This window comes from Sorangium sp. So ce693 (assembly GCF_051521375.1).
GTDB lineage: Bacteria > Myxococcota_A > Polyangia > Polyangiales > Polyangiaceae > Sorangium > Sorangium atrum.
The window spans coordinates 3,151,593-3,172,260 of sequence record NZ_CP150347.1 but is presented as its reverse complement, the minus strand read 5'-3'; the positions used below and the strand labels follow the sequence as shown (position 1 = coordinate 3,172,260).

Genomic DNA, 20,668 nt, shown 5'->3' with positions numbered 1-20,668 from the left:
ACATGTTCGGCGTTCTAGGCGATGTTGTACGCGAGCAGCGCGATCCCCGCCGCGATCAGGACGATGCCGCCGATCTGCAGCGCCGTCAGCGTCTCGCGCAGGAAGTACACCGAGAAGACCGAGATGAGCAGGAAGCCGCCCGACGACATGATCGGATAGGCGATCGACAGGTTGATGCGCTTGAGCGCCAGGACGTAGAACAGGATGTTCGACGCGAAGAGCACGAGCCCCAGCACGAGGTGGTAGTTCGTGACGAGCGCGAGGGCCTTCTCGACGAGGGACAGCCCCTCCATCGAGGGGACGCGCCGCGACGCCAGCTTCATTAGGATGTTCGCTGTCGCGTTGAAGACGAGGGCGATGATCAGGAAGAGGTAACCTTGAGCCATGGCTGACGTGCGGCGAGCGCGCTCTCGGGGGGGCTCGCCGGTCCCGGGAGGGCACCGGCGCGGCGGGCAGCAGTAGCAGATCCGGGAGGACGGCGGGAGCGACAAAGGAGGGGGCAAGGCCCTCGTGGCGCGGCCCCTCGGCGCCTCAGGCGGGCGGGGCGCCGCTCTCGTCGCCGAGGAACGCCATCACGGAGGCCACGTCGTACGCGTTCTCCCAGTGCTCCGTGATCAGGCCCCCGCGGAAGCGCCAGACCCCGCAGAACGGCATCGCGAGGCTCGCGCCGCCGAGGTGGGCCCTCAGCAAGCCGAAGGCGGCGCCGAAGTGATCGTTGGCGAAGATGTGCTGCACATCCATCTGCAGGGTGCCGCCGGTCATGCGGATCAGCTCGCGCTCGTGGGTGGCGGCGGCCGCCCTGCCGACGACGCGGCCGGCGGCCCTGTCGCGGCAGAGCTCCCGGTGCGCGGTGTGCAGGACCATGTCGTCGGCGACGAACTCCCCGATGCGCGACAGATCGGCGTAGAGGGTGCGCAGCTTCTGGACGTTCGGATGGGCGGCGCTGGTTTGCTGCTGGGTGCTCATGGCGTCTCCTCCGTGTGGGCGGACCCCGATTCCGACGTCGATGGACGCCACGTCTTCGCGGCGGCGGCGGCGTCCTCGATGGCGGCCAGCTCGCTCTCGTCGAGCTTCATCTCCGCGGCGCGACAGTTCTCCTCCAGGTGCTTGATGGACGAGGTGCCGGGGATGGCGAGGATGGACGGTGACCTGTGCAGCAGCCAGGCGAGGGCCAGCTGGGCGGGCGTCGCGCCGCGCTCCTTGGCGAGCCCGGAGAGGACGCTGCCGGGCTTGGCGAGGTCGCCGTGCCCCATGGGGAACCACGGGATGAACGCCATGCCGTGCTGCTCGGCGTACCGAAGGGCCTTCTCCCCGGAGCGGTCCGCGACGTTGTACAGGTTCTCCACGGCGGCGATCTCGGTGATCTCGCGCGCCTTGGCGAGCTGCTCCACGGTGACCTCGGGCTGCCCGGAGAGCCCGATATGGTGGATCTTGCCCTGCTCCCGGAGCCGCGCGAGCTCGCCGAGCTGATCGGCCAGCGGTACGGCCGGGTCGATGCGGTGGAGCTGATAGAGCTCGATGCGCTCGAGCCCGAGGTTTCGCAGGCTCATCTCCACCTGCTGGCGGAGGTACGCCGGACGCCCGCACGGGACGATGTACGGGTGCCCCTGCACCGTCCAGTCCTCCGGTCCGGAGCGCAGCAGCCCGCCCTTGGTGGTGATCACGAGCCCCTCCGGGTACGGATGGAGGGCGCGGCGGATGATCTGCTCGTTGGTGTCCGGGCCGTAGGCGTCGGCGGTGTCGATGAAGTTGACCCCGAGGTCGACGGCGCGCCGCAGGAGCCGGACGGCCGCGTCCGGGTCGGCCGGCGGCCCCCAGTAGCCCGGCCCGGTCAGGTACATGGCGCCATAGCCCATGCGGCAGACGGGACGGTCGCCTCCGAGCGCGAACCTCAACGACGGAGTCTTCAGCGATGCGTTGGTCATCAGCCTTCCCTTCCTCTTCTCACACGATTTACATGGCAGGAGCGACAGGGCCGCTGTCACGCGGCGGCGGACGAACGCCCTCCGCCCCTGCTCTGGCCGTGATCGTTCACCCAGGAACCGACGGCCATCTCCGCCGTGATCCCCGGGCCGAACCCCGCGATCACGCCGCGCGCGCCGTCGGGCATCGGCCTGTCCGCGAACAGGCGTCCTAGGGAGTCGAGCACCACCGCGCTCGCGATGTTGCCGTACTCCGTCAGCGTGGCCCTGCTGTACCGGAACGCCTCCTGGGGCACCTCCAGGTACTTGCACAGATCGTTGAGGATGCGCGGACCGCCCGCGTGGACGATGTAGAAGTCGAGGTTGCCCACGTCCCAGCCGTGGCTCGCGACGAGCCGGCGCATCACGGGGGCGAGGGGCTTCATAGTCCCGGGGACCCGCTTGTCGAGCCGGAAGTGAAACCCGGTGTCCTTGACGGCGTACGAGATCCACTCCTCGGTGTCCGGGATGAGATACGCCTCGTTCCGCTCCAGCCGGATGCCGGTGCCTCCGCTGCCCCGGACGACGACAGCGCCCACCGCGTCCCCGAAGAGGCCGTCGGACAGGAGCGATCCGACGTCATCGTCCGTCGGCTGGTAGCAGAGGGAGCAGAACTCGCAGGCCACGATGAGCGCGTTGGCCTGCGGGTGAGCCGCGCAGAAGTCGTGCGCGCGGCTGATGGCCGCCGCCCCGGCCGCGCAGCCGAGCTGCGCCATCGGGATCTGCCGCGTGTCGTGCCGGAAGCCCATGGCGTTGATCAGATGGGCCGTCATAGACGGCATCATGAAGCCGGTGCACGAGACGAAGATGATGGCGTCGATGTCCCGCGCCGTGAGCTCGGCGTTCTCCAGCGCCTGCCGTATCACCGGCGGCACCCGGCGCTTGGCCTCCCGTTCGTAAATTCTATTTCGGATCTCGAAACCAGGGTGAGTGAGCGTTTGATCCAGAGGCTGCACGATGTGCCGCTTCTGCACCCCGGTGCCGTTGATGAGCCGCAGCACGAGCTTCAGCTGCGGGTTTCTCGCGTGCAGCCGCTCCGCCAGCTTCAGCGTATCTTCCCGCGTGACGATGAACTCCGGAACCGCGACCTCCGGCCTGCACAGTGTGGCCATACTTACCCCCTACACATGATGAACTCGGAACGTCCGGCGTCGGCCGAGCCGCAGCGAACGGCGCCATGGAGCGGCACACGGAAGCAAGGACGTCGCGTCGATCTACCGCGCTGCCGCGCCGTCGGCTCTACAAAGCCCGGAATTCCATCCGGACGCCCATGGCGCCGCAGCGTCAGGCCGCCAACGATTCCATCGAGTACCGCAGGAAACACACATCGTCAATGGAAGGCGTGCGATTCCTAACAAGCTGTGTCCAACCAGCGAACACCGGACTCGCCATCCGTGCTCAACGTCGATTGTTCCTCATCCGTGGACGCGTGCGTCCGCGCTCCCCGGCGGAGCGCAGCGCGGGCGGCGGCGCGCCGCGCCCCGCGCTGCGAGCGCGCCAGACGCACCCGGGTCTGCCCCGGGCAAGCCGTCTCTCGCGCTCGCAGCGCAGCGCGGACGGCGCCCCCATCGGGCGAGCATTGGCGCGCACGTTCAGAGTCGCAGTCTCGCGCGATCGCCCCTCGGCGCCCACCCGCGTTTTCCATGTCAGGCGCTGAACGCGCGGACATCGTGCGCCAGCCCCGGTGTGTCGAGCGGCCCAGATCGCTCGCGGCGGCACGAGGCTTCGCCAGGCCACATGACGATTCCTGAGCAGCGTGGGCGGCGGGAGGCGCCGCGCGTCGCCGGCGGCGCTCGCGAACATGGGTGTTCCCGCGCGAACGACCGATGGATCGATGCCTTTCATCGGAGCCCTGCTATCGTGGGGTCAGGGGCCAATGTGGTCCGCCTCCACACGGTCCCCGCAGGTGCCATTCCTGCTTTTACCGTCAACTTCGTCTCGCGACGTAAATCCACCGATGCCTGCCGCTGCGACGAGCGGCGTGAGCTCGCCATCGATAGCACCTCTCACGCGCGGGAACGAAGGACGAAGGCGAGAAAACCGGTTCAACGACGACGGGGATCCACCGTGAGCGCGCACAACATGACATCGCTGCATACGGACAGCACGACGAGCACGACGAGCACGACGACGCCCGCATCGGCCGAAAACCACGAAAGCAACGCGATCGATCGGCCATCGCTCCGGAGCGCGGCGCCTCCGGAGCTCGAGCCGACGCTGCGCCGAACGCCCGATGACGGCCAGGGGCGAGGCGCCGACACCCAGATGACCGCGAGCCTCTTCTCGACGTCGACATCGAAGACGCCGGGAGAGATCGACTCGGCCATGAAGATCCTGGCCAAGTCGGTCGCGCGGGAGCTGAGCAAGCATGGATATGGTCCTCGGGAGGCGATCGTCCTCTCGACGGAGCTCGTGCGGCTCATCTCTGCCGAGCTCGAGCAACGCAGGAAAGTGCACCAGGCCTCGCTGCCGAACGGCGCCGGCCACGAGCGCCTGTCGTAGGCGGGCTCACCCGCACGCCCAGCGAGCGCGGGGCCGCGCGCAGGGGGATCGATCCCGGACCGGATCGATCCCTCGGCCCGGTCCCCTGCCGAGGTCTCCGAGGCCGGGGCGCGCCCCGGCCCGGCCGCGACGTGGGGCCGCGCGCGTCGACGCGTCGACAGATGGCGCGCGACGCGCGCATCCCCCGCTCGGGGGCGCCCCGAACCTGGCCCAGATGTGGCCCGAGCCTGGCCCAAACGTGGAGTGAGCGCCGCCCGCGCCTTGTGGGATCACGGCCGCTCGGATAGGCTCCCGCCCGCTCAGCGCACCGGCGCGAGGAGGATGGATCCGGATGATCGGGCGAGAAGGAGCCTGCCAAGTGCAATTGCCTGTTTCGGGTGTCGCAGAGGTGAGCGCGAAGGGGCGCGCCGAGGTCTCCCCTCCCCGCGCCGTCCGGGCCGCTTTCGCCGGGCGCGGCCTGGCCGCGCTGCTCGCGTCTGCGCTCCTCGCCGGGTGCGGCTACACCGAGTTCGAATGGCAAGCTCAGCTCGACCGGTCCGAGCGCCTCCAGCGCGAGCTCGTGGCCAGCCAGGCGCGGGTCCGCCAGCTGGAGGAGCAGGGCCCGCGCGGCGACGCGGCGGCCGAGCCGCACTGGGCGAACGATCCGATCTCGGGCCTCGACGTCGGCCTGGGCGCGACGCCGTCGCGCGGCGAGCCGGCCGGGGCCCGCCCGGCGTCAGAGCGCGACAGCGACGTCCTGAGGGCGTTCCTGCCGGTCGCCGCCGGAGAGGTCACGGTCGCGCCGCGCGACGGCCGCGTGGTCATCTCGATCCCGAGCCGGGTCCTGTTCAAGGGGAACCGCGACGCGCTCTCCCCGGCGGGGGAGAAGGTGCTGCGGGACATCGCCGCGATCATCCGCGGCAACGAGCCGCTCAAGGGCCTCGACTACCAGGTCGTCGGCCACACGGCGAGCGGCGCGCCGGGCGTGGCCTGGCGCAACGGCTGGGACGTGACGGTCGCCCAGGCGCGCGCCGTGCTGCTCTTCCTGGCGCAGCCCAAGGAGGCCGGCGTGCCCCTCGCGCGGCTCAGCCTGGCGAGCTTCGCCGATCTGCCGGCTGCCGACGCGGGCGGAGGCGCCCCGGCGCAACCGCCGGAGCCGCGCGTGGAGATCGTGATCGAGGGGACAGCGCAGCTCCCGGAGGGCCCCGTTCGCCCTGCAGGCGCGGCACCGACGGGTGCGGCACCGGCTGGCGCAGCGCCGGCTGGCGCAGCACCGGCTGGCGCAGCACCGGCTGGCGCAGCACCGGCTGGCGCGGCCCGCCCGGGAGCTGGCACGAAGGGTGGGGACGACACGTATCCGTGAGAGCGACGCGAGGGCTGCCGCGGCCATCCGGCCGCGGTGAGCCCGTCATGCGCCGCGCAGCGCGTCGACCCTTCTCCTGAGCGCCGCAGCGTCCCCGAGCTCGCCCAGCAGCGCGCGCACCGCCTCCGGCGCGGCGGCCGCCACGGCGTCGCGGACCTGCGCCCGCAGCCGCCGACCGCTCGCGGCGAGGTAGGCCGCCGCGAGCGCCGCGGCCACCTCCCCGTCGGCGCCACCGCGCTGGAGGAGCGCCCCGGCCAGCGCGCAGAGCGCTTCGATCGCCTTGGCGACCTGGGCGCCGTAGATGGGGTGGGCCGAGTCGACGCCCTGGTCATGGCACGCCGCGAGGCACAGGGCCGTGCTGGTGAGCCGGCCGAGATCGGTCGAGTCGCCGCGCTCCCAGAGCCCGGACGCGAGCTGCTCCTCGAAGAGGCTCCCCAGGCCGTGGCCCTGGGGCGGGACTCCAGGGGCTGCGCTCGGCGCCGGCGCGACGGCCGCGGCCGGCGGGGGCACGTGCTGCGGCGCCGGCGCGGCGGCCGGGGCCGGCGGGGGCACCGGGTGCGGGGGGCCGCCCGGCGCGGCGGCGGCCGAGGGCGCGACCCAGCTCACCGACCGTTCGTCCGAGCCGCGCGCGGCCGCGGCCCCCTCGGTCGGCTGGAAGAGCTGCTTGGCGCGCGCCAGCAGGCCGCGCGCGGCCGGCGCCGACCTGGGCGGGGCGGCGGGCGCCGCGGGAGGGGGCGCCCCGGGAGCGGCCGCGGAGGCCCTGGCCCTCATGACGACCGGACCGCCGATCATCGGGCCGCCCCCGCCCATCGACATCGCGGCGTACACCGCGGGCGCCGCCGGGCCGCGGTGGCTCGACATCCCCCACCCCGCCGGCGCGCTCACCGGCACGGGCCGCGCCTCGGGCTGCCCATGGGCCCGCCGGTCGCCCGTCCGCCGCTCGATCACGACGAACGACGCGTGCTTCGACGCCACACGGTGCCGGACCGCGAGGTCCACGATGCGCTTCCGCATCGCCTCGGCGCGCTTGCCGGACAGCGCGCGCTCCGACTCCTCGAGCTCGCGCACCCGCGCGCCCGCCCACAGCGCCTCGAGGCCGGGCCGCGACGCCTCCGCCGCGAGCTCGACCGGCACGTCGAGGTGGAAGCGCTCCCCGCGCAGGGTCCCGCGCAGCGAGAGGCGCCCCATCCCCGGCTGCCCGTAGCGGCCGTAGAGCACCCACGGCTCCCCGTCGACGAGCGCGGGGCGCTCGGCCGGCGCGAGCTCGCCGACGTCGATCCCCTCGAAGCGCGCCTCGAGCCCGGTGACCCGGACCGCCGTCGCCCGCGCGAACTGGGCCGTGACCTTCTCGTCGATGCGCTCGCCCGGGTGGATGAACTCCGCGGCGCCCTCCGTCCGGCGCGCGAGATCGTTCACCAGCACGTCGCTCACGTTCGTGCCGATGCCGAACGTGTAGATCCGCACCCCCTTGCCCCGCTCGACGACGCGCTCGACGATCTGCGCCTCGTTGCCCACCTGCCCGTCCGTCAGCAACACGACCACGCGGTCTCGCTCCGCGTCCCCGAGCATGCCCATGGCCGCGAGCAGCGGCTCCAGCATCTCCGTCCCGCCGTCCGCGCGGAGGCCCTCGACGAACGCGTCCGCGGCCTTGAGCGTCGCCTGTGTGAACGGGGCGAGCGACGGCTCGATCGCCCGGAAACCGCTGGAAAACGCGATCACCCCGAACCGATCCCCCTCGGCGAGGTGACGGAGGCAAAGCCGGAGCGCGCGCTTCGCCTGGTCGATCGACTCGCCCTGCATGGATCCCGACACGTCGACGACGAACACGACGTCGCGCCGGGAGGACGCCCGCTTCGCGTGCGCATGCGTGTCGAAGAGGTCCGGCACCACGGTGAGGGCAAAGGTCCCCTCCTGGCCAGGGGTCCTGTCGCACACCACACCTGCCTGAACGCCGGGCGCGCCCGCCGCGAGCAGCACGATGTCGCGATCGAGCGCGGCCTTGTCGTTCCGGAGCGAGACCCGCTGGCGATACCCCTCTTCGCGGCGCACCGAGAGCGCGTGCGAGGGGCTCTCTATCGCGACGTCGCGCCCGAGGTCGAAGACGATATCCACGGTGATCCCGTAGTCGACCCGCGCGATCTCGGGGGAGATGCGGTCGGCGTCGGGCACGTCGCCCGTGGGCGCGTGGACGCCGTGCGCGGTCCGGTCGCCCCCTGTCGCGCCCGGCATGTAGCGGGGCGCGACGAGGGTCGGGATCATGAGCCGCAGCGCCCCCTCGTCGGCCGTGAGCGCCTGCACGAACGCGACCTCGACGACCGTCTCCTCCCCGGGAAGGAGGTTGCCGACGCTCGCCGTGAACACGTTGCGCCGCTCCTCGTCGAGCAGCGCCGCGCCGTGGCCTGTGGCGATCGCCTCGTCGTAGGCCTGGAACGCCTCTTCGCGCTCCTTGACCTCCCCCTCGAGCCGGCGGCCGGCGCACTCCATGGCGAAGCCCGCGATGCTCGCCTCGCCCGGGAGCGGGAAGGTGTAGATCGCCTCGATCGGGCGGCGCTCCTCGTTCCGGTAGCGCTGCCGCACGACGAGCCGCGCCGCGCCGCCGAGGACCTCGCCCGAGAGGGAGACGCCGAGCAGGGGGACGGGGTGGCCCTCGGAGGAGCGAAGGCACGAGATCGGCGACGGGTGCGAAGGATCGTGGGAGGGGTTCATCGCGAGCCTTTCGGGGCAAGGGTTGTGTAGCGAGACTCGATATCGAGGGCGATGCGCCGCGAGCGCTCCGGGGCGTCGGTCCGCACGTGGAGCTCCACCCCGTCGGCGATCTCGACCCGCTCCCAGCGCTCGCCGCGCTGTGCGCCGGAGCCGACGGGCGGAGCCGCGGCGACCTCCTCCGGGGCGGCGCAGCGCACGTCCGGATCGCGCGGCGGCGCCCCCGCGGCGATGCGCTCGATCTCGTCGAGGCCCGCGCCCGCGAGGCGCGCCTGGATCTCCTCGAGCGGCAAGTGCGCCAGCTGGAGGACCTTGATGGCGCGGAGCCGCGCGAGGTGCTCTCGCCCGTAGGAGGTGTCCTTCCCGCGGAACTCCGGCGCCGGAAGGAGCCCGCGCTGCACGTAATACCGCACCGTGCGCGGCGCCACCCCCGCCTCGCCCGCGAGCTCGTCGAGCTTGTACGTCATCACGAGGAGCACCCTGCATCGAGACACTACAACTGTCAAGTATACAGTTTCAGTCTCTCCGCGCCCCGCCATCTTCGGCGCAAAATTGAACAGGGAGCCGGGGAGACGGGGAAATCTGGGATTTTTCTCCTCGACTCCCTGCCTCCCTGTGGATTCCCCCGGAGGATTCGAGGGGGTGTTTCAGAGCAGGTACTTGACCCCGAAGCCAAACTCGATGAACCCGAGCCCAGCCGGGTCCGAGACGACATCGGCCTTCCTGTTCCAGAGGAACTTGTAGCGATAGCAGGTGCCGTCGCACCCCTCCTGATCCTTCTTCTTGAAGGGCGCCGCCAAGCGCAGGGAAGCGCCGCCGGAGACGACGAGGTGCTTCGAGAGGGCGGGCACGCCGACCATCACCTCGATCCGAGGGGTCACGGCGTTCAGGAGGACGCGGCCCGAATCCTCGTACTCGACCGCCTCCGAGCGCCGGAGCGCGAGCTCGCTCAGCGGGGCGAGGAGGTCGATGAAGGAGGGCTGGAGGGCGAGATAATAGGCATCCGTAGAACGCACGACGCCGCGCAGGTTGATGGTGTTCGCGGACGGCACGATCCTCGGCGATCCGCCCTCGGCGTCGATGTAGCTCGGGCTCCACGACACGCGCAGCCCCATGTCGGGCCTGTAGAAGGCGTGACCCCACGGGCGATCCATGCCGCCCCCCGTGCCCAGCTCCCGGAGCACCTCGACGGAGGCCTCCCGGAACGCGGCCCGGTCGGCGTCCGAAGGTACCTTGTCGTTGGCCGTCGCGAGCACGTAGACGATGAGCGCCTCGGCGAAGCGCCGGTAGATCTCGACCTGATCCCCCTCGCCTCCGGGGCGCGAGGAGAAGAACGTCCTGATCGCGCGGCTCGCTGCCTCCCCGTACTCGCCCTGGCTGGCGAGCCGGATCGCCGGCCAGAGGTCCGCCTGGAGGTCGCCGATCTTCGTCAGCGCCGAGGACTGTCGCTCGATCTGAGCGCAGATCTGGCCGATCAGGTCCCTGTCACAGAGATCGCGGAGCGCGCCGCCGGCGGCGCCGATGACGTTCACGAAGCTCACGAGCTCCAGGTTGCTCGCGCCGCCCCGGGTGCCGATGTTCCACTGGACCCGGAGGCGATCGAGGTTGCTCAACCTGGAGCGCAGCTCCCGGGCCCGAGCGGCGGCGTCTGCCTCCCCGGCGGCAGGTGCGGCGGACGCGGCGGGCACGGCAGACAAGAGGACAGGGATGATCTCGTCGAGCTTCTTGCCGCCGCGCAGGACGTCTCGCGTGACCAGGACCGCCTCGTCCAGGAGTGTTCTCCTCGCGGCGTCGTCCGTCACCTCGAGGGCCTTCGCCGCGGTCGCCCCGACCACGACCGCGGCTGCCCTGATGAAGTGCTCCTCCGCCAGGGCGTCTTTCCTCTGGAGAATGGCGCGGACGGCGAACGCGAGCTCGCACGCGTAGCTGGTCCCTGACGCGGCGCTCGCGCCGCAGTCCTTCTCGAGCGGCGATGGCGCGCCAGCGTCGGTGACGCCCGACGCGAGCTCCTCCCTGAGCACGGAGACACAGGTGTTCAACGACCGCGGGTCGAGCCTCGTCCACGTCAGCTTGCTCGCCGCCGCGCGCTCGGCGCGGGCGTCGTCGGCGCTCGCGAACTTGTGCAGGAGCTCGATGCTCTGCGTCCCCTGCGGCTTCTTTATCTGGCCCTCGTTCGACGTCAGCCCGACATAGACCATGTGCCCCGCGAAGCCCGCGACCTCGTCCGTGACGCTCGTCCGGATCGCGCTGAACTGCCGCCGGAAGACCCGCTGGAGCGTGAGGGGGAAATAGGTGAGGATCGGGAACCCGCTCCGCAGGACGGGCTTCAGCGCGTCGCGCCGCTTCTCGAGCGCGTCCTTCTCGGGGCCCGCCGCCGCGTCTTCGAGCTTGTCGAGGATCCCTGCGTATTCTTCTAGGCGCTGATCCACGCTCGCCAGGCGCGCCGTCTGGCACACCAGGTTCGGGGCGACCGCCTCGGCGACCTCCCGCTGGATCAGATCCTCGATGATCTCCCTCACGTCCTCGTAGACCGCGTCGGCGATCTGCGCGCGCGCCGTTCCCGCGAAGCTGATCACCGCCATCGCAGCGGCCGCGCACGAGATCGCGATCTTCCGGTGGTGTCTCGCCATGGCACTCTCTCGGCTGTCGCTCGATGGACGGCCAGCTCGCTCCCATCGCAGCACGACCCCCGGCGGGAGACCATCGCGCCTTCGACGGTCCCTCCGGCGCGTCACCGACGCGTCAGCCCGTCAGACCGACGCGATCGTCACCCCGATCCCTGGCAGCGCCTCGACCCAGTACACCGACGAGAACCCCTCTTCGGTGAACATCCGCTGGAACTCCTCCCCCGTCCGGTGCTGGACGAACCCCGGGTCCGCGAGCACCGAGATCGTCCGCGCCAATTCGATGAACCACGCGGGCCCGGGATCGGCGATGAACGCCTTCCCGTGCGGCGCCAGCACCGTCCGGAACGCGCGCGCGGCAGCCGCGCCGTCCGGGTAATGGTGAAACGACAGGCAGCAGAAGATGGCGTCGAAATAGCCCTCGAACGCGGCCGGCGGCCGCGCCACGTCGGCCTGGAAGAAGGCCATGTTCCGGCACCCCGCCGCCCGCGCGTTGCGGTGGGCCGTCTCCACCATGCCTCGCGAGAGATCGGCGGCGATCACCTCCCCCTCCGGGACCAGCCGCGAGAGCTGGATTGCCGCGCTCCCCGGCCCGGCCGACGGATCCAGGATCCTCGCGTTCCGCGCCAGGTGCGGCCGGAGGAGCTCGATCACCTCGGCGACGATCGGATCCGAGAAGGGACGGACCAGAGCGTCATAGTCCGCCGAGTGCGCGTCGAACTCCCGCACGCCCTCGTAGTCGTCCGGCTCGGCCGGGAGCAGCTCGGGCTCGCCATGCTGGAGCGTGAGCCGCTGCCCGCCCCCCGCCGGGACGCCGTGCACCGGCGGCGCGCCGAGCGTCGCGGGCACGTAAAGGCCGAGCTTCTTCCGGTAGATCGCCGGCTGAAACACGGCCGCGTTCCACCAGTGCAGGGAGAGCGCCAGCTGGTGCATGAGGTAGAGTCGAATCTGGTCGTTCACGGCGGATCTCCTCGCTGACTCCAACTCGCGCCCTTTGCCAACACCGGCGGTGCCTCGCGGCGGCGCGCCGCTCCCGCGCAGGGTAGGCGTTGACCGCCGAGCGCCCTACCCGATATAGTGCCTTCGAAACAGGGCTCACGGCCCGGACGCATCGCCCCTGGCCCGCCCTGAACCGCGGCGCCCATCGCGCCGAACGAGGAGACCCGATGAGCCTGTCCCCATCGTTCGCAGGGACAGCGAGGTTCGACGTGCGCGCCGAGCTCGGCCACGGCGCGATGGGCACGGTGTACCGCGTGTACGACCGCGAGCTCGACACCGAGGTCGCGCTCAAGACCATGCGCCGCCTCGGTCCCAGGGAGCTCCTCCAGCTGAAAGCGGAGTTCCGGTCCCGGGCCGGCGTCGCGCACCCGAACCTCGTCGAGCTCCACGAGCTCTTCGTCGGTGAGGACCTCTGCTTCTTCACGATGGAGCTCGTCGACGGGCTGGATCTGTCGAGCTGGCTCCGGCGGGATCTCGCCCTCTCCGGCGGCGCCGCCGCGGCCGACTCCGCCCTCCTCGGCAGCACGCTCGGCGAGGTCGTCGAGAGCGGCACGGCGCCCGTGGACTGGGCCCGCCACGCGATGGCCGAGCAGGCGCTCGCGGCCGGCGCCCCGCCGCTTCACCGCGTTCAACCGGCGCCGCGCGCGCTCGCCGCCGCGGCGCCGGCCGCCACGACAGCCGCGTCGTGGTCGCGGCTGCGGCGCGCCCTGGCCGGGCTGGTGGAGGCGCTGCACGCGCTGCACGAGTCGGGGCGCGTCCACCGTGACGTGAAGCCGGCCAACGTGTTCGTGACGCCGGGCGATCGCGTCGTCCTCTTCGACTTCGGCCTTGTCACGGAGCTGCGCGCGGCGGAGGCGGACGGCGGCGCGCAGAGGATCGCCGGGACCCCAGCCTACATGGCGCCCGAGCAGGCGCTCCGGGAGACCGTCACGCGCGCCGCGGATCTCTACGCGGTGGGGGTCATCCTCTACGAGGCGCTCACCGGCGCGCTCCCGTTCTCCGGCGAGGTGGCGACGCTCCTCCACAACAAGGTCCACCTGACCCCGCGGCCCGCGCGCGCCGTCGCGCCGGACGCGCCGGGAGACCTCGCGGAGCTCGCGATGGCTCTCCTCTCGCGCTCGCCCGAGCGGCGCCCCCCCGCCGAGCAGTGCATCGCCCGGCTGACGCGAGGAAGCGACGCCATCGCGGCCACGAGCGCGCTCGTCGGCGCGCCGGCCGCAGGGCGGCGCCGCCCGTTCGTCGGCCGCGCGGACGAGATCGCGGCGCTCCAGGACGCCGTCGACGAGGTCGCCGAGCTGCGGCGGCAGGTCACGGTGCACATCCACGGGCCTTCGGGGATGGGGAAATCCACGCTCGCGCGGGAGTTCCTCGCCAGCCAGCGCCTCGCCGGCGCCCCGCTGATCCTCGAGGGGCGCTGCCATCCGCAGGAGAGCGTGCCGTACAAGGCGCTCGACGCGGCGATCGACGCGATCGCCCGCTTCCTCGACACCCTGCCCCCGGCCGAGGTCGAGGAGCTGCTCCCGCCGAACGCCCACGCGCTCCTCCGCCTCTTCCCCGTGCTGGCGAAGTTCCCCGCGTTCCGCGGCGCGGCGGTCCCCGCGGCGCTGCCCGAGGCCATCGAGCTCCGGGCGCAGGGCGCCACGGCGCTGCGCGAGCTCGTCGCCCGCGTCGCGGAGCGCCGCGATCTCATCCTGTGGCTCGACGACGTGCAGTGGGGCGACGTCGACTCCGCGCCGCTCCTCGACGAGCTCTTGCGCGCCCCCGCGCCGCCGTTCCTCCTCCTCCTGACGTACCGGACCGACGAGCGCGAGACGAGCCCCCTCCTGCGGCACCTCTCGAGCGTCGCGCGCGACGCCGGGCCGTCTCGGGTCGTCACCATCGCGCTCGGCGCGCTCGGCGCCGAGGAGGTCGCCGAGCTCGCGCGCGGCTTCCTCGGCGTCCAGGGACCCGCGATGCAGCGGCAGCTCCAGGCCATCGTCGCCCACGCGGAGGGCAACCCGTTCATCGCCGGCGAGATGGCCCGCTACCTCGACGCGCGCGCCGCCGGACGTGCGCGCGGCGGCGCCGAGGCGCTGCCGGAGCACCTCGACGCCGCGCAGGTCGTGCTGGCGCGGATCCGGTCGCTCCCGCCCGAGCAGCGGGCCCTGCTGGAGGTCGCGGCGGTGGCCGGCGGCCCCGTGGAGCGCAGCGTCGCGCTCGACGCCGCGGGGCTCGGCGAGCGGGCGCGGCCGCTCGTCGTCCAGCTCCGCGACGCGAACCTGCTGCGCGAGGTCGCCGCTGGCGGCGCGATCGCCGTCGCCGCGTACCACGACCGGATCCGCGAGGTCCTCGTCGGCGCGATGGCGGACGGCGAGCGCCGGGCGAGGCACCGCGGCATCGCGGAGGCGCTCACGGCGCGCGCCTCCACCGACTTCGACGCGTTGCTGCTCCACTGGGAAGGCGCGGGCGATCGCGCTCGCGCCGGGCAGCACGCGATCCGCGCCGCGGATCGCGCCGCCGCCGCGCTCGCCTTCGACAACGCCGCCGCCCTGTACGAGAAGAGCCTCGCCCTCCTCGGCGACAGCGCCGAGCGCCCGGGGCTGCTCGAGCGGCTCGGCGAGGTCCTCGCGAGCCGCGGCCGCGCGCCCGAGGCCGCGGAGCGCTACCTCGAGGCCGCGGCCGCGCTCACCGGCGCCGGCTCGATCCGCCGCGTCAGCGATCTGAAGCGGCGCGCGGCCGAGCAGTACATCAAGAGCGGCCGCTTCGAGCAGGGGTGGGGCGAGATGCGCGCGGTGCTCGAGGAGCTCGGCATCCCCGTGCCGGGCTCGGCGCTCGGCACCGTCGGAACGGCGATGCTCCGGCGGATCGCGTTCCTGGCGCGCCCCGTGGAGGTCGAGCGCAAGGTGTTCACTCCGGCGCCGCCGGACGAGCAGCACCGGATGGACGTGCTCTGGAGCGCCACGACGAGCTGGGCGATCGTGAACTACACGCTCTCGGATCTGTTCCGGCTGATGCACCTGCGCCGGGCGGTCGCGTCGGGCAACGCCTCGGAGCTCTGCAGGGCGCTCGCCTATGAGGCGTCCATGGAGGCGCACGTCGGCGGGCGCTTCTTCGACGGCAATGTCCGGAAGCTGCTCGCGAAGGTCGAGCGCCTGGCGCAGCGCACGGGCGATCCGTACGACCGGGCGTGGCAGCACCTCGCGCTCGCGAACGTCGGCTACACGGGCGGGCGGTGGCGCGAGACGGCCGAGGCGTGCGCGCGGGCGGACGAGGTGTTCCGCGAGCGGTGCCCGGGTTCGGCGTGGGAGCGCGTCACCGTGGCGGTGTTCTTCCACCAGACGCTCGCCATGCTCGGCGATCTCACGAGGCTGCGCGGGCGGCTCGCGGAGCTCCAGAAGGACGCGGCGCTGCGGGGGGACATCCACGCGAGCTGCGAGGCGTACATCAACGAGCCGGCGCTCGTCTGGCTCGCCGACGACAGGATCGGAGAGGCGCGCGAGCGGGCCTCGCAGGCGCTCGCGGCGCAGTCGACGCGGGCCCCGCGGTGGCCCGTGAACGCGTACCGGCGGCAGCAGTACGCGGACCTCGTCGCCGCCGTCTACGCGGGGGCTTACCAGGGCGATCCCTGGCCGGCGTGGGCGGCGGTGGAGGCGCAGTGGCCGGCGATCAAGGCGGCGTTCCTCCTGCCGTTGCGGATCACCGGGCTCTTCATCCGGCACGCGCGCGCCCGGGCCGCCCTGGCCGCGGCCGCTGCCCTGCCGAGCGACCGCTGCGCGCCGCCGGCAGGCGTCGGCCGGGGCTGGACGAGGAGGGCGCTTCTCGAGGACGCACGGGGGCAGGCCGAGGCCATCGCCCGGGATCCGGCCGGGAGCGCGGCGCCGCTGGCCAGCCTGGTGCGCGCGGGGCTCACGCGCCTCGGGGGCGGGGGGTTCGCGGCGCAGCGGGAGCTCGCGCGGGCGATCGAGGGGTTCGATCGGCAGGAGATGGCGCTCTACCGGGAGGCGGCGCGCTACGCGCTCGGCGAGCTCCGCGGCGGCGCGGAGGGGGCGGGGCTCGTGCGGCGGGCCGAGGCGTGGATGGCGGACCAGGGCGTAAAGAAGCCGCGATCGCTCGTCGCGGCGATGGCGCCCGGGCTGGTGCTCACGCGCGGGTAGCGGCGCGCGGATCACGGGAGCGGCTCGCCGCGCGCGGCCCGGGCCGCGTTGCGCATCTGCTCATCGATCTCGCGGCGGTACTTGCGCAGGACGTCGAGCATCGAGTCCCACCCGCCTTCGGGGTAGATGGAGCGCAGCAGGGTCTCGAACGCCGCCTCGAACGAGTCCGGGAGGGAGGCGCCGAGCTTGTTCGGCGCGGCGCCGGAGATCTTGGCGTTGATCGTGTGGGAGAGGAGCGACGGGATCGTCTCCAGGCCAAACACGTCCCACGGATGCGGCAGGCCCAGGTCGAAGTTCCGCTCGTCGGCCTGCTTGGCCAGCATGAAATCGGGCATCTCCCAGCGCTCCGGGTTCCAGATCTTGCAGTAGTCGCCGCCCGGCGTCGCCGTGTAGAAGACGCTCGAGCGCATGTGCCGCGCCTCCTCGATGCGCTCCTCCTCGTCTTCGTCCGCGCGCGCCCTCACGGCCTCCCGGTGCCGCGGCGACCACCTGCCGGGGGACGTGGCGAGCCAGTGGTCGAGGATCGCGTTGGCGGCGTGCCGGCCGGACTCGTTCGCGGCCTCCATGGTCGTCATGCGCGTGAAGGTCTTGAGGTAGACGCCGGCGAAGACGAGCTTGTCCCAGTGCACGAGGTAGCCGCCGTGCCTCGCTTGCCACTCGCCCTCGAGCCGCTTCTCCTCGGGGTAATCGGGCGGGAGATTGAAGGCGACCGGGCTCGGGTCCCACGGCTGGGCGCCCGGCCGGTTGCGCCAGTCGGCCTTGATGGGAACCAGGTACGGTGTGCGGTTGCGGACCGGGCGCTCGACGTCGGGCGGATCCTTCCCGAACTCGATGTTCCGGTCGATGTGGAACCAGGTGGGGCGCGGCGGGATGCCCGCGAACGGGCTCCCTGTCTGGCCGCGCGGGGTTGCGAGCCGGATCTCCTTCGTGATCTGCCGCCAGACCTCGTCGGCGATCTCGTTCGCCGTGCACTCCCACATCGACTTGCCGACCACGCGGCCGCCATCGGCCTTTGCATCCCAGTCGCAGAGGTCGACGGTGATGAGCGAAGTGAAGCCGTCGCGCTTCTCCGTCGGGCGTCGGGTCCAGAACTGCGCGCTGTTGATCGAGGTCAGGGCCCATGCGGCCTTGTTGAAGAAGACATAGCCGTCGTTGAGCTTGAAGTCTTCGTTCTTGAAGAAGAACTGGATGCCGGACATGGTCTGGAACCTGTCCCAGAGCTGGAGGCCGAATTTTCCGGACGGGCTCCGTGCCTTCCCTGGCCCCTCCTCGGGCGGCTCCGGGCGCACCCGCGTCGTGAACCCATCCAGCCCGAGGGGCACGCCGATCCGGCCCCTGTCACCGGGCGCGCCATAGAGATTCCGGGTCACCTCCTCTGCCGTCCTGGGATCGGTCGCGATGACGTAGTAATCGGATTCGTAGCTCTCGGGGACAGGCCCGGGGCCTTGCGTGTCAGCGGCTTCGTCGGGCAGCCACACATGAGGCACGACGGTCGGTTTGCCGTCCTTTTCCTCCAGCTCGACATGGACCAACGTCCCCTGAACGAACTCGACGCCGAGCCGCGTCGTGAGGTACTGTCTCCATGGGTCGAGCCACGCCTCGCTGGTGGGGCCGTTGAGCGTGCCGTCGACCTTCGCGGCCGGCTGCAGCCAGTTGTAGAAGAGCTGGACCCAGGTGTTGCCGCACGTCCTCGCGTCGCCCCACACCGCATCGAACGAAGCCAGGGTACGCGCCTGTGTCGTGATATCCCGCTTGAACCGCTCGCTGTATTTGTACCGATAAGTGTCTGTCCTGGGATCGTACCCCTGAAGGTACTCCCACCAGGAGATCGCCTCCAGCTCCGCGGATCGCCGTTTCGAGCAGGTGCTCATGTATCGAAGCGTCCTCAGCATGAACTGCAGGACGTCGAGCGGCGTGTAGCCCAGGTCACGGAGCACCGACAGGCGCTCCTTGCGCTCATAGGCCGACTCCGGGGGCGAGCGGGGCAGGATGAGCGGGCTGAGCCCGTTCTGAGCGACGCCCTGGTTGGGCGTTGGCATCACGTTGTCGTAGACACTGCGACCGGTCTCGCGTCCGCTCTCATCGAGGATAGGGATCCGGCGCATCGTGTCGAACACGTGGTTGTAGTACGAGGGAAAGAAGCGGAACCCATGCTCACCGGGCAGCATGACGCGGCGCACATCGACCACGGCGACGCGGTTGTGCTCCATGGGCTCGCCGAGCACCGAGGCAGCCAGCTCACCCGGCCGAGCCCAACGTGCCTCGACGCGGAACTGACGACTTCTTTCTTTCGGGAGGCTATCCGTGATCAAACCAGAGATAGCCTTCGCCCGGGCCTCGGCGAGCCCTTTAGAATAGAGCGCCTGGGGCGAACTCCCATCCTCGGTGCCCTCACGACGCAGTCTCGGCTCTTTCGGATCGACCTCGGCGCCGACGTAACCGGTAACCGTAATCCTGTGGATCTCCTTGTCGCCTGTGTTCTCGAACAATCTTGTCAGCGCGTTGCGCAGCGCGGTCTTCTCCGTCTCCTCCGGCTCGCGGGCCCCTTCACCGAACTGAACGGTGACGGGACGCCACGGGGTCGCGCGGAGACCCCCAATTTCCTCGCCAGCCTCCGGGCTGCGCGGCGCCGCCGGCGAGGGGGATACATCCCCTTGTGCGGGCGGAGACTCCGACGAAGGGAGTTCCTTGGACGAGGGCATTACTCGGTACAAGTCGAACGATGGCTTCTCTGCCCGTATGATCGGGTCCGCCAGCTGCTGAACCATCAAATTCGACTGCTTTGACTCGCCGCTCCCCGACTTCGGTTTCTCCTGCACGTACTCGCACAGCGGCCCGAACCATATGCGCATCGAGGCTCCAACGAGATCGCGGCGCGAAGAGTCGAGGTTCTTGCCGCTCTGGCCCTGAGTCCGCGAGGGACGCTCTGAGACGTACAGCGTCACACGGATCGGGTCGATTCCATCCACGAGCTTGACCTCGCCCGCCGCACGAAACGTCAGATCGGCGGGTAGGTCGACGTGCGACTTTACCAGGCTCCACACGCGTGCCCTCGCGATCCGCAGGTGGCGTTCAGCGAGCTCACGGACGTGCGGATAGCCGGGTCCGCTACGTCCCGCCGTGACCACGAACCAGAGCGCGAGTTCTGCGCCGCGACGCTCAAGACTATCTTTGAGCCACGCCACGACATCATCTTTATTATCGATGCCGTCCCCGTCGGCTAGCAGATTAACAGAAATTGCACTGCCCGCTTTCAGTAGCTTCCATGGATTCGCTGGCTGCGCCTGCCCTCCGATCGGACTCAAGGTGAGCGGTGGGCTGTTGATGCGAGCCATAGTCGGATGAAGTCGCCAGACTTCCTCAAAAGCTTGTTTGACGGCCGCGGCACGCTTGCGGTGCAGATCATCGCCGATCAATTGGTCGGGGTCGACGTAGCCCTGGATTTCCACCTTTTGCGCCTCCGGAAAGTTGGAGAAGCACCAGTAGAGCTGTCGCTCGAGCTTGCTGCGATCGTCTTTGTGGATCCAATCGCTCCGGTGGCGGAAGCGGACCTTCAGCTGAACTATCTGATTGCGAGCGGGATGGAGCCGCGCATCCGCCGCCGACAGCTCGCTCTGACACCAGAGAGGCCGCGACTCGCCCGTATCATCGCGACGCGCCGCTGCGTACTGCGTGCGGGCAGCGCCGCCAATGGCCATCCCGAGCGCTCCGCGCTTGTCGTAGGCCGTATCGCATTCAACGACACGGACCTTGAATCCGCGTTCGGCCAGCTCGTGGGCGACGGTCAGCCCTGCGATCCCGGCGCCGTAGATCGTCACACTCCGCGCGCGGTCTAGCTCCTCTTTGTCTCTCGTCTCGCAACTGGGGCTCAATTTGTCCGTCATGGTAACCTCACCGCCGACTCGCGTCCGAAGTGATGTCGTCAGACCCGACGGAAGGCGGTCCTTCGACGTTCAAGCGCGCCTCGACGACCTGGCGGATGCTCATGATGAGCCGGATGAGGGCCTCACCTGTCCACGAAGGTGTCTGCTCGGCTGGCGAGAAGTGCTCGCCCTTGGGTCGCGCCGCGCTGCCAGGCGCGAGGCCCGGCGCCCACGACATGAGCATGGGTAGCGCCTCGATATTGACGAGATCCCAGGGGGGCGCGAGCTTGCGCGCGAAGCACCATGCGTCGTAGCGCTTCATCTGGGCGAGCTCCGGGATCTCGTGGTCTTCCGGATTCCATACCTCGCACAGATCCGTGACCTGACGCGCTTCGCTGCGGAGCACGCGGTTTGCTGAGCGTGGATTTCGCGCCCAGGGGGGCACGAGCGAGCCGAAGGCGCCGTGCGAGCGGCGCTCGGCCAAGCGCGTGCGGTTTAAACTACAATTGGCTGACGCCCAGAGCGTCACGAAGGCGCACGC

The 20,668-nt window shown here is 71.1% G+C and carries 13 protein-coding genes; 3 read left to right on the top strand and 10 right to left on the bottom strand.

Annotated elements, in window-relative coordinates:
* Positions 1-14 precede the first annotated feature (14 nt).
* The 4 genes from WMF14_RS12195 to WMF14_RS12180 all read right to left on the bottom strand — a co-directional run bounded on the left by WMF14_RS12195 (position 15) and on the right by WMF14_RS12180 (position 3,073).
* Positions 15-386 carry a DMT family transporter gene (locus WMF14_RS12195; protein WP_272102931.1) on the bottom strand — a complete coding sequence of 124 codons (372 nt, stop codon included), beginning with the start codon at positions 384-386 and terminating at the stop codon, positions 15-17.
* Between the two features lie 145 nt (positions 387-531).
* On the bottom strand, positions 532-966 hold the full coding sequence (locus WMF14_RS12190; protein WP_272102930.1) for a nuclear transport factor 2 family protein: 435 nt from the start codon (positions 964-966) through the stop codon (positions 532-534).
* Complete coding sequence (locus WMF14_RS12185; protein WP_437801049.1) at positions 963-1,925, bottom strand: aldo/keto reductase; 963 nt, start codon at positions 1,923-1,925, stop codon at positions 963-965. The genes WMF14_RS12190 and WMF14_RS12185 overlap by 4 nt, the downstream gene beginning before the upstream one ends.
* Before the next feature lie 56 nt (positions 1,926-1,981).
* On the bottom strand, positions 1,982-3,073 hold the full coding sequence (locus tag WMF14_RS12180; RefSeq protein WP_437801046.1) for a type III polyketide synthase: 1,092 nt from the start codon (positions 3,071-3,073) through the stop codon (positions 1,982-1,984).
* 970 nt (positions 3,074-4,043) lie between these two features.
* Here WMF14_RS12180 and WMF14_RS12175 point away from each other — a divergent pair.
* Positions 4,044-4,463: a hypothetical protein gene (locus tag WMF14_RS12175; protein WP_437801044.1), complete on the top strand. Its 420-nt coding sequence runs from the start codon at positions 4,044-4,046 to the stop codon at positions 4,461-4,463.
* A 358-nt stretch (positions 4,464-4,821) separates the two neighbouring features.
* Entirely contained in the window at positions 4,822-5,805 is a 984-nt protein-coding gene (locus tag WMF14_RS12170) for an OmpA/MotB family protein (RefSeq protein WP_437801042.1), read from the top strand.
* A gap of 45 nt (positions 5,806-5,850) precedes the next feature.
* Here WMF14_RS12170 and WMF14_RS12165 read toward each other — a convergent pair whose 3' ends face one another.
* The 4 genes from WMF14_RS12165 to WMF14_RS12150 all read right to left on the bottom strand — a co-directional run bounded on the left by WMF14_RS12165 (position 5,851) and on the right by WMF14_RS12150 (position 12,092).
* Positions 5,851-8,511: a VIT domain-containing protein gene (locus tag WMF14_RS12165; protein WP_437801040.1), complete on the bottom strand. Its 2,661-nt coding sequence runs from the start codon at positions 8,509-8,511 to the stop codon at positions 5,851-5,853.
* Complete coding sequence (locus tag WMF14_RS12160; RefSeq protein WP_272103855.1) at positions 8,508-8,975, bottom strand: helix-turn-helix domain-containing protein; 468 nt, start codon at positions 8,973-8,975, stop codon at positions 8,508-8,510. Before WMF14_RS12160 ends, WMF14_RS12165 begins: the two co-directional genes overlap by 4 nt.
* 180 nt (positions 8,976-9,155) lie before the next feature.
* Complete coding sequence (locus WMF14_RS12155; protein WP_437801038.1) at positions 9,156-11,138, bottom strand: hypothetical protein; 1,983 nt, start codon at positions 11,136-11,138, stop codon at positions 9,156-9,158.
* Between the two features lie 120 nt (positions 11,139-11,258).
* Positions 11,259-12,092: a class I SAM-dependent methyltransferase gene (locus tag WMF14_RS12150; protein ID WP_437801036.1), complete on the bottom strand. Its 834-nt coding sequence runs from the start codon at positions 12,090-12,092 to the stop codon at positions 11,259-11,261.
* 206 nt (positions 12,093-12,298) lie between these two features.
* Here WMF14_RS12150 and WMF14_RS12145 point away from each other — a divergent pair, with 206 nt between their 5' ends.
* Positions 12,299-16,264, top strand: coding sequence for a serine/threonine-protein kinase (locus tag WMF14_RS12145; RefSeq protein ID WP_437801034.1), 3,966 nt, complete (start codon positions 12,299-12,301; stop codon positions 16,262-16,264).
* An 11-nt stretch (positions 16,265-16,275) separates the two neighbouring features.
* Here WMF14_RS12145 and WMF14_RS12140 read toward each other — a convergent pair whose 3' ends face one another.
* Positions 16,276-20,148 (bottom strand): FAD-binding protein, encoded by a 3,873-nt coding sequence (locus WMF14_RS12140; protein WP_437801032.1) that lies wholly within the window; start codon positions 20,146-20,148, stop codon positions 16,276-16,278.
* Positions 20,149-20,155: 7 nt separating this feature from the next.
* Positions 20,156-20,656 carry a hypothetical protein gene (locus tag WMF14_RS12135; RefSeq protein ID WP_437801030.1) on the bottom strand — a complete coding sequence of 167 codons (501 nt, stop codon included), beginning with the start codon at positions 20,654-20,656 and terminating at the stop codon, positions 20,156-20,158.
* Positions 20,657-20,668 lie beyond the last annotated feature (12 nt).

What these genes read in the sequence shown, in the direction of transcription:
- WMF14_RS12175 (WP_437801044.1), top strand. Translation starts at nt 4,044, where the DNA reads ATGACATCGCTGCATACGGACAGCACGACGAGCACGACGAGCACGACG.
- WMF14_RS12165 (WP_437801040.1), bottom strand. Translation starts at nt 8,511, where the DNA reads ATGAACCCCTCCCACGATCCTTCGCACCCGTCGCCGATCTCGTGCCTT.
- WMF14_RS12155 (WP_437801038.1), bottom strand. Translation starts at nt 11,138, where the DNA reads ATGGCGAGACACCACCGGAAGATCGCGATCTCGTGCGCGGCCGCTGCG.
- WMF14_RS12185 (WP_437801049.1), bottom strand. Translation starts at nt 1,925, where the DNA reads ATGACCAACGCATCGCTGAAGACTCCGTCGTTGAGGTTCGCGCTCGGA.
- WMF14_RS12145 (WP_437801034.1), top strand. Translation starts at nt 12,299, where the DNA reads ATGAGCCTGTCCCCATCGTTCGCAGGGACAGCGAGGTTCGACGTGCGC.
- WMF14_RS12180 (WP_437801046.1), bottom strand. Translation starts at nt 3,073, where the DNA reads ATGGCCACACTGTGCAGGCCGGAGGTCGCGGTTCCGGAGTTCATCGTC.
- WMF14_RS12160 (WP_272103855.1), bottom strand. Translation starts at nt 8,975, where the DNA reads ATGACGTACAAGCTCGACGAGCTCGCGGGCGAGGCGGGGGTGGCGCCG.
- WMF14_RS12140 (WP_437801032.1), bottom strand. Translation starts at nt 20,148, where the DNA reads ATGACGGACAAATTGAGCCCCAGTTGCGAGACGAGAGACAAAGAGGAG.
- WMF14_RS12195 (WP_272102931.1), bottom strand. Translation starts at nt 386, where the DNA reads ATGGCTCAAGGTTACCTCTTCCTGATCATCGCCCTCGTCTTCAACGCG.
- WMF14_RS12190 (WP_272102930.1), bottom strand. Translation starts at nt 966, where the DNA reads ATGAGCACCCAGCAGCAAACCAGCGCCGCCCATCCGAACGTCCAGAAG.